This is a genomic window from Pseudovibrio sp. POLY-S9, from assembly GCF_001431305.1.
GTDB lineage: Bacteria > Pseudomonadota > Alphaproteobacteria > Rhizobiales > Stappiaceae > Pseudovibrio.
This window is the reverse complement of the sequence record NZ_LCWX01000204.1, coordinates 1-9,437: the sequence shown is the minus strand read 5'-3', so window position 1 is coordinate 9,437 and position 9,437 is coordinate 1. Positions and strand designations below refer to the sequence as shown.

Here is a 9,437-nt window from a genome sequence, read left to right as displayed (position 1 = left end):
AGACCTTTCTGGCGGTGTTGCTGAAGACACCAGGCAGAACCTTGAAAGCGATACTGCGCAGGAGCTCACTATTGATCGTGCTGACACCAGTGCGAGACGAGCTCTGCATCGATCTCGCGCAGCTGGTTATCGAGGGCTCGCAAAGTCTACCCGCAGAGCTGGTGGGTTAGCGGCCTTTGCTCAAGGCGCAAATCTTGGTTTGAAACTGGCGGGTTAAATAATGACGAATAGGCGCGGTCAAACAGTTGGACGATTGCAAGACGTGAACGGGCGCGGCCAAGTTTCCATGAAGCCTGGCTCTGCTGTTCCTGGAAATGAAAAAGCCTGGTTGAGGGCGGCAAGTAGTGCTGCCAGCCTGTCTGGAGCACTTGGTGAGATCAAAGTCAAAGCGCAGATCCGAGAAGGGACAGAGGAGGGGCGGCAGGCCGGTCTTTCTGCTGGAACAGGTGTTGCGCTTCCTGATAGTCCTGAGGCGATCGTCAACGCTTCTCTGGTTGATCGCGTGATTGGCCGTGAAAGCGGCGGTAATCCGAATGCTAAGAACAAGCTCTCAACCGCGACAGGTGCCGGCCAGTTTATTGAGGGGACCTGGCTTGAAGAGATCAAAGGACAGAGGCCGGATCTAGCTGCAGGCAAAACCGATGCAGAGCTGTTGGGACTTCGGACGGATGGCAATTTAAGCCGGCAACTGGCTGGAGGGTATCTTTCCAAGATCCAAGGCGGCTTGAAAGCTGCAGGGTTTAGCCCAACGGATGGGGACGTTTATCTGGGATACTTCCTTGGGCCTGCAGGAGCTAAAGGGGTTCTTGGTGCCTCATCAGATGCACCAATCCTTGATGTGCTTACGTCTGTTGTTGGTGAGAAGAAAGCCAATGCAATGCTGCAGGCAAACCCGAGTGTTTTGCCTGGGAAGACTGCGGGACAAGTGCGTCAGTGGGCCTGGAAGAAAATGGGCCTGCAGACCAAAACAGAGCAGGGGCCAGCTTTAGAACTCAAACGGGATGGAACACAGAAAGGTGACGCGCATGATCGTGCTGCTCTTTCTGCGTTTTCCTGGCGCTTATCAGCTGAAATCGATCAATCTATAAATGCTGCCTATGATGAGCATGAGAGTGATCCTGTAGCTCTTACGGCTGCGATTGATGAGATCCAAAAGGAAACGCTGGCCGCGCTTCCTGAAGAGGCTCAGGAGCTTGCACAAAAAACCTTTGTGACCAGGCGGGCGATTTATGAACGAAAGGCCAATAAGGAGCAAGCAAAGCGAGAACTCACACAGCGTGCAACAGCTGCAGATGACAGCATTGCAGAGGGTTTCCGATCGCTGGAGCGGCAAGCTTATATTGCTGGTGATGATGAGGAGGCTGATAAGAACCTGCAGGCGCGTGTTGTTGCGCTTTCTGGGATCGTTGATAGTGCGGAGGCGAATGGTGCAATTAGTGCAAAAGATGCCTCTCGGCACCGGGAAAAAATTATAGAGACCACTGCGATCTCTCGTGTGCGTGGCATCGCTGCGGATCTGCCAGATGCTAAATCCAAAGAAGAGTATGCAAATGGCCTGGTTGATGCTTGGGGCTCCGGAAAAGGGCCACTTGCTGATCTGGATTACAAGACGGTCAAAGCGCTCTCAAGAGAGATTGAGGGAGCTGCAAGGTCTGAGGCCGCGAAGCTCAATAGTGAGCGTTCTATTGAGAAAGCGAAGTTTAAGGGCCTGATTAAAAGTGATCTGGCAAGCATGGAAGCTGAGGGCGTTGGCATCCAGTACGGGGGAGAGGATCTTTCTTTGGAGCAAGTCTCCTCTGTGGTTGGTGAAGTGGCTGCAGAGCAGTGGCTGGATGGTCGCGAGGATGCCCGCAAATACTTTGATGCAACAACGGGAATGGCTCAATTACCGACTGCAGACATTATGGGGCGGCTTACTGAGCTTGAGCCTGTTGCAGGTGCTTCTGATTACGCTCGCCAGGAGGCGCTTTATGGATCTGTTGCCAAGGCAGCCAAGGCGCTAGTGAAGTTGCGAGGAAGCGATCCGGCGCTTGCAGCTGAGCAGGCTTTTGAGGAACTGCAGGATACCAAGGCCAGTGTGATTGAGGGGGATCCTGAGAGTTTCCAGAATCTGATCAATGAACGTATGGAGGCTCAGGAGGCCATGGGGTTGCCTGAGGCGGCCAGAGCGCCGCTGACCAAGGTTGAAGTCAAAGATGTTCTTTATGGGTTCGCTGATTTTGTTGCGGAAGAAAAACCAGATCTGGAAAGCTATGCAGACGCCCTTTATGGGCAGTTTGGTGGGCACACCGAAGAAGTCCTGGAGCAGATGGCGGAAAGCCGGGGGCTGGATACCATGTCTCGCCGGTACATTCTAGCAGTTATGCGCACGGTAAAAGAAGGCAGTGCGCCTCTGCGCAGTGATGTGGACGCCTTAGAGCAGGCGATGGAAATCGAGAAGGCGAACCGTGCGGTTGGATGGGTAGATGACCGGCCAGCCTTTGAACGATTGCAGGGCATGCCCAACCCCGAGGAAGTTGCTGCAAACCGGCGAGAGGCCAGCCAAGAGAGCACGCCAATGAATGAGGCGCAGGTGAAGCTCCTGATTTCTGATCCCTCATTAGCTCCGCAGTTTGATGAGTACTTTGGCAAGGGAGCTGCCGAGCAGATCTTGCAAACGCGAAAAGAGCGGAAGTTCAAAGATGGTGTGACCCATCAAAGCGCTGATGGAGAGACCTTTATCCCGATTGAAGAACTTGCAAGGGAGTATCGCCGTGGACGATAACCTCATTTCATCCGAAACAATTCCAGAAAATCCATTTGCCGCCCTTGCTGATGCTCCCGGTTCTTCTTTGATGCAAGGGCCACGCCGATCTTTGGGCGAGCGTTTTGCGATCAACTATGAAGCGGCACAACGATACTACACATTGCATGGGGCTCTTAAAGATACGACACGGCCTGCTGATCGTATGGCGTTCAATCAGGACTATGCAGATTTTGAAGACTGGGACGGGTTTCTGGAGGGGGCTACGGCGCTCACGGGGCAGCTTTCTGGGACAGCGGTTGCTGTAGAGAATTTTATTGGCCTGGGGCTTGGTGCCAAGGCGATCCAGCAACTTGGATTAACAGGGTTGCGGGCAAGAATATTTGCCGGGGCAGTCGATGCGGGAGCGGCAAATCTGGTGCTAGACAGCGCCATTCAAGGAATTGAGATGGGGGCCGGCTTTCGGGAAAAGATTGATCCTGTCCAGCTTGCGGCATCCACTGCACTTGGAGCCGCGGTTGGTGGTGCGGCTGGCCCGCTAACGCACAAAGGCCGCGGTTCAGACCTTGCCGGGACTTTGGAGGAGAGCATTGAGAATGCCGAGCTCAAACCTCAGGTGCCGATCGACAATGCGATCCGGGAGCCTGTTGGTGATAATCCGAGCGGGCAAGCGCCTTTAGAACTCACGATCTACAAGAAGGATGTGATCGATAACCGGCCTGCAGCTGAAAGTGCTGAAACTGCGAATAGTCGTATTGAAACTGGCTTTGCTGCTCTGGAGAAGAATGAGGCTCCTGCAGAGCCAGTTTCACGGGGTGTCAATGTTGAGGCCTCTGATGCGCTACCGGAGCAAACTACAGAACAACGGATCTCACAGGCGTTTGAGGTTTTCGAAAGAGAGCCAGGCTCTGAGGAAGTCTCTGGCAACTTGTTGGCGGATGCTGGTGATGAAATAAAAGGAATGGTGGGCCGTTCTGGCAAGGATGAGCTTCTCGAAGATGTCGCTAAACCTGATCTGGCATCTAATGTAGTCGAAGAGGTTGAAGCGTTGGGAGACCGGCTCTCACGTGATGCAGGTTTGCTTCCGCAAAGACGGGGTGAGCAAAGCAGTAAGGGAAAATTTGCTGCTCAGCAAAAAGAAGTCACTTCAGCTTCCCAGAAAGAGACGCTAGATGCAGAGGGGAAGTCTACAGGTGATGTTAAACCCAGATTGCAAGGTGCAGAGGGGCAACTTGCTAGGCCGAAAGATGGCATCGCTCACTCTCAAACTGGTGATGCTGCTGCGCCCTTTACCCGTCTTCGTGATGTTTCTAACCGGCTGGCGGATCTGGCTGGTATTGCTGCTGCCAGGCAAAAGCGTTTCTCTCTGAAGGGTTCAAAAAGTTCTCGTATTATGGGGACTTATGGTGTCCGATCGGGCGTTGTGCGTATCAGGTCGCAAGATGACTTTGATACCTTCTCTCACGAAGTTGGCCACCACATCGAGGAGCGTTTGGGCAAACCCATCGTGGCATTGATGAAGCGTCATTATCGAGAGGTTGAGGCGCTTGCTTATCCAGGTGTTGCCCCGGACAACAAACTCACTGAAGGATTTGCCGAGTTCTTCCGTTTGGCGATGACGAACCCGCGCTATGTGGAAACCAATGCTCAGAAGTTTTTCAAAGAGTTCCGAGGCTTGCTACAAAAAGATGATCCAGAGCTTCTCAAGGGGCTTGATGAGGTTGTTGACGCTTATAGCCAATATCTACAAATGCCGTCACAGCAGGCAGTTGAAACCTCTATTGTCTCGAATAAAGCGCTTGGAACGGGCCAGAAGTTCGCCAGTGAGGCCAAACGTTATGGTTTGGGTGCGACGATAGCCGACAATCTCCATAACGCCTATACGGGGCTCCTAGACGATTTTCACCCTATACATCGAGCCGTGCGGGAGCTGGCCAGAATTCACAAGGCGCGTACCGGCAAGGTTCTGGATCTGAAAGTGAAGGATGATGCCGGCAAGCTGGCAGACATGGCGCGGGGTTCTCAACAGTCTGGCCATATGGATCTCATGTATGGCGTGCATGGGTATGAGAGCTTGAAGCCAGAAAGCGCAAGTTTGCGGGATGCCATCGTGGAAGCTCATGGGCCTGGCCGCAATGCTTTTTCATCCTTTGATGAAGCTGTGATGAAAAAGTTTGGCGCTTATCTATGGAGCCGCCGCGCTATTTTTGAATGGGAGCGCTACAAAAAAGGCGAGATCCCCAATCCTCCGGACAAACTTAGCCTTGGCGATCACCTGCAGAATATTCATGAGGCCGAAGCTGCAAACCCGCAATGGCCTTCAGCTGCAGCGAAGGTTTATGAGTTTAACCAGGCGCTCTGGAAAAAGAAGCTCGATGCTGGATTGATTGCTCAGGAAACCTATCAGGCTGGATTGAAGATCCGTGATTATGTTCCTGGTCTTCGTGCCTTTGATTATGATGGTGATCCTGCAGCTAAAGCGAATGCGCGCGGCGGTAAGTCTGCCGCAGGGAGCTCCATGGGGAGCCAGCATTTTAAGGGTTCAACACGGGACGTCATCAATCCGCTGGAGACCTTGATGGCAGATGCTTATGAAACCAATGCAGCGATCGCACGCAATGAGCCGATCAAGGCACTTGCAAAGCTGGCACGGCGTGTGGGGAATGGTGCAGGGCGCATTGCTGAGATCGTGCCGGCTCATGACTTGAAAGCTATGATTGTTGATCCGCTGGAAGCTTTGAAGAGTGCTGGGCGTAGCGTTGGTTTGATGCCGGAAGAAATTACCCTGATGACCGATAGCTTTGAGGGGCTGCTTGGAGATAGCAAAGCCACGTTGTTTCGCCCCTCAGTGACAAACACTAAGGGCGAGTCGATTCTGTTTTTCAGAAGTGGAGGCCAGGTCCAGGCGCTGCGCCTTGCTGATGGTGAGTTTGGTAATCAGCTTATGGCCAGCTTTGGTATGCTCGCCCCTGTAGAGCATCACATGCTTATCCGGATGATGGGGGCTTCTGCTTCGGTACTGCGTGCCGGCATTACCACAACGCCAGAGTTTATTCTGGCGAATGGTGCCCGCGATCTTATGACCTCGTTTGTTTATTACGATGAGCCGTTCAAGGTGCTGAAAAATATTGGCAAGGGGGTTGGTGATGAGGTCTTCAATCGTCAGGCAGCCAAGGAATACAATAGCCTGGGCGGCATCATGGGAGGGGCTAATGCTGCTTCTGTGCGTGAGGGTGCGCTGAAGCGAGATCTTGAAGGGCTGAGAAAAAAAGGATGGAAGGGCCGCCGTGTTCCTAAGCTGAAGAGTGTCCTAGAATTTACTGAATTGTCAGAAACAGGCGTACGTGTTGGTTTGATGCGTACCTTCAAAGAGCAGGCCCAGGCGCGGGGGCTTACGGAGATCGAGGCGGCTTATGAGGCTGTCTGGCGTTCTCGGGATCATATCAATTTTGACCGGCGCGGCTCTCAGATGGTGGCGCTTAATCGTTTGATCCCGTTCTTTAATGCCTCGCTGCAGGGTCTGGACAAATTCAGCCGACACATGGTGTTGCCATATGTGAAGAAACTGCAGGGCGATGTTTTGACAACTGCAGATGAGGCGGCCCTGGGAACCGCCCAAAAAGCCTGGGTGAAACTCTCTGGCGTTGTCCTGGCCGGTATGGGGCTTTACGCTTTGATGAGCCAGCATTCAGAGTTTGAAGAGATTAGCGATACCACCCGCGCAACTCATTGGATGGTAAAGACTGGCGATAAGTGGATAGCTGTCCCCAAACCTTATGAGCTCGCGGTGTTTGTCAATATCGGGGAGGCTGCTTACGATGCCTTTGCAAAGGGAGATCCACTTGCTGCTGAGCGGTATCTCTCCAATCTGACAACGGTTTTACTGCCGCCGTCTGTGATGGAAGGTAATCCGATCGTAAAAACCTACTTTGAGCTGAAGAGCAATCAGGACTTTTTCACAGGACAACAGATTGTGTCAGATCAACTGCAAGCGCTGGAGCCAGCCTTGCAATACACAGCAAGAACCCGAGCTTTTTCAAAGCAGCTCGGGGAGGCTTTAGGCTGGTCGCCTCTTATAACAGAGAAGGTTTTCACTAATGCTTTTGGCGGATGGGGGCGCAACCTGGCGGCGCTTTACGATTACACTGATGAGACTGCGTTAGGGCAGAGCCCGGATGATGCGCCTTTCTTGAGGCGGTTTGTTAAGGATGCCAGTAAGGGCTCCAACTCTGTCTCCAAGTTCTGGGATCTGGTTTCGCCAAGTACGGGCCAGTTTGAAAGAGCAGCACTCAGTTTTCGTGCTCTTGCTGATGGGGGAGATGATGTTGCAGCAGATGAGTATCTGAACTCTTTGGATAGTGAGAGGCGGGCTTATGTGACCCTTGCGATGATGCCAGCAGGCACGCGGCGGTTACATCCTTTAGAGCGTGCGCGGTCTGCAGTGCGTGCGATCGGGGCGCTGCGACGTGAACTCACTGGGCCTTACATCACCAATGCTTTTGCTCAGGAAAACATGCGTGAGATTTCTGCGGGTGATCGTGGGGCTGCTGATGATATCCTCGCAGATTTAGCCATGGCGGAGACCCGCAATGCTTTGATTGCACTGGGTGTGCCAGGCTGGGCTCATCAAAAAGCGATTGATACTCGCACGTATCATATTGAATTGCAGGAGTTGTCACCCGTCCTGGCTAAAGCTCTGGCCGATCGATTTGCTACGCGCAAAGTGTTGCCTCTTGGGACTGTTCTTGAAAGGTGGCCAGAGCTGCGAGAGCGTGTGTTGATGGATGGATCTGGCGCGGTAACGGTGGATCTGGAGGCGAGCGCAGAGGCTGCAGGCTTTGAGCTCGGAGGTTTCAAAATCCCGCGCAAGGAAAAACCTGAGGTCAAAGGCAGGAGATAAGCACGGTTGACCTTTGCTTGAGCCCGTCAGGATAGAACAGCAAAATTCTATCCTGACGGGTTTTTTTATGACTGATCGCCTTCCATACAATCCGCGAATTTTCGAATACATCGCTGTAGCTGGCCAAACGCATTTCCCGGTTGCCTTTCCCTATCAGGATGATGCTGATGTTTCGGTGTTGGTTTTGGAGGGGGCGAGTTTTAGGAAGTTGGCCCGTGGCGCTGACTACTCTTTGGTAGAACAGCAAGCGATCCTCAAGGTTGGTTTGGCTGCTGCATCAGTCTTGCAAGTGAAGGGAACTACGGTTCTTAAGCGAAAAACAAGTGTTACTCAGTCTGGACGGCTTAATTCCCGAAATCTGGATACTGAGTTAGATCGCTCTTGGATGAATGACCAGGAGCAAAGGCGCGATATCAATGATCTGGAAAATCGGGCACCTCAAGTACCTTATGGTGAGAAGATTGGTGCGTATCCTCCCGCAGCCGAGCGAGCGGGAAGGGTAACTGGATTTAATCAAGATGGAGACCCGGTAGCAGGGCCTGCTTTTGATGCAATTGAGAATGCACAGGCGAATGCGGCAAGGGCTGAGAAGCTGGTTCAGGATGTGGCTGAAGGCACTGTACCCGATGGTGCCGTGACCGAAGTCAAGCTTGCGAAAGAGCTGGGCGAGAAGATTGCTGGGCTGGATGCCCTCAAAGATAAAGCTGATAAGGAGGGTGTCGCTGGGCCCTTTGCTGCTCAATCATTTGATGGAAGCCTAAATCATACAACTGGTTACCAAACTATGGGGCCTTATAATGCGGAGTATGATGACGGGTCTTTGGCTCGTTCTTATTACGACGGTAAGAATGGCAGGGTACGCTGGTCTCGAAAATCTGGAGAAGACAATCATTCGCCACTCAAGTTTGAGTTGGGTGAAATTGATCTGACAGCTGACGACCCTATTTTCCTGAGCGGGCGCCCCCTCTTTGTGGCTAAACCCTTGATTGTGGGGATTCCAACAGACTTTCCCGACTTACAAACTGCGTTAAATAAGCTTGGGAGATCTAAGTTGGTTGAAGGGCAAAGCATTACGCTGATGATTGAAGCTGGATATGTGATCAGTTCAGCAACGAAGAATTACGGAGGGGATTTTCGAGGCTTCGTTATTGCTTCAGAAGATGATGAAGTGCCTGTTTCATCGGCTTTAGGTGATGACGTGGATCTGTTCGTTGGTAAAGACGCATTTATGCCCCGCCTCGAATGCTTGATTGATGCAAATGGTAACGGTGGTCGCGGTATAATTCTTACGCAATCTCAGATGGTTGTTTCTGCGGGCTGCGGGATCAAGAGAGCCGGCTACACCGGCGCCTATGCAAATCTTGGAAGCCGGTTAGTTGCTGTTGATGCGGTCTTCACATACGCGGGATCTAACGGATCTACTGCATCAAGTGTCGATGCCACAGGTATCACAGCCCGAAGGGGATCTATTGCGATCGCGGCTGGAGCGGATGTGAGCTATTCAGAAAGATATGGCATTTCGTCGTCTATGGGATCGACGGTCTACTTCAATTCCGGGAAAGCAAAAGGGTGTAAACGGCACAATATCCGTGCGGAGGAAGCTTCATTTCTATCTTGCAATGATGCGTCTGCGCGAGATGCTGGGGCGTTTGCTGTGTATGCCTGGCGTGGTGCCGTTATCAACGCCAACGGAGCTGATGTGGCAAGGAATGCAGATGCGGTGACACAAAAAGGGATCTATGCAGCGGATGGCAGTTTGATTAATGCGCGGAGAGCACATTCGCGATACTGCAC

The 9,437-nt window shown here is 52.4% G+C and carries 4 protein-coding genes; all 4 read left to right on the top strand.

Annotated elements, in window-relative coordinates; genetic code table 11:
- A partial coding sequence (locus tag PPL9_RS32510; RefSeq protein ID WP_161831402.1) for a hypothetical protein occupies positions 1-217 on the top strand: 217 nt, incomplete at its 5' end.
- Positions 218-220: 3 nt separating this feature from the next.
- Positions 221-2,764, top strand: coding sequence for a hypothetical protein (locus PPL9_RS20705; RefSeq protein WP_057464467.1), 2,544 nt, complete (start codon positions 221-223; stop codon positions 2,762-2,764).
- Positions 2,754-7,643 carry an LPD38 domain-containing protein gene (locus tag PPL9_RS20700; protein ID WP_057464466.1) on the top strand — a complete coding sequence of 1,630 codons (4,890 nt, stop codon included), beginning with the start codon at positions 2,754-2,756 and terminating at the stop codon, positions 7,641-7,643. Before PPL9_RS20705 ends, PPL9_RS20700 begins: the two co-directional genes overlap by 11 nt.
- Positions 7,644-7,710: 67 nt before the next feature.
- Positions 7,711-9,437 (top strand): hypothetical protein (locus PPL9_RS20695; protein WP_057464465.1); only part of this gene is annotated, 1,727 nt, incomplete at its 3' end.

Excerpts from the sequence above, each read along its gene's own strand:
- PPL9_RS20705 (WP_057464467.1), top strand. The coding sequence starts at position 221 with ATGACGAATAGGCGCGGTCAAACAGTTGGACGATTGCAAGACGTGAAC.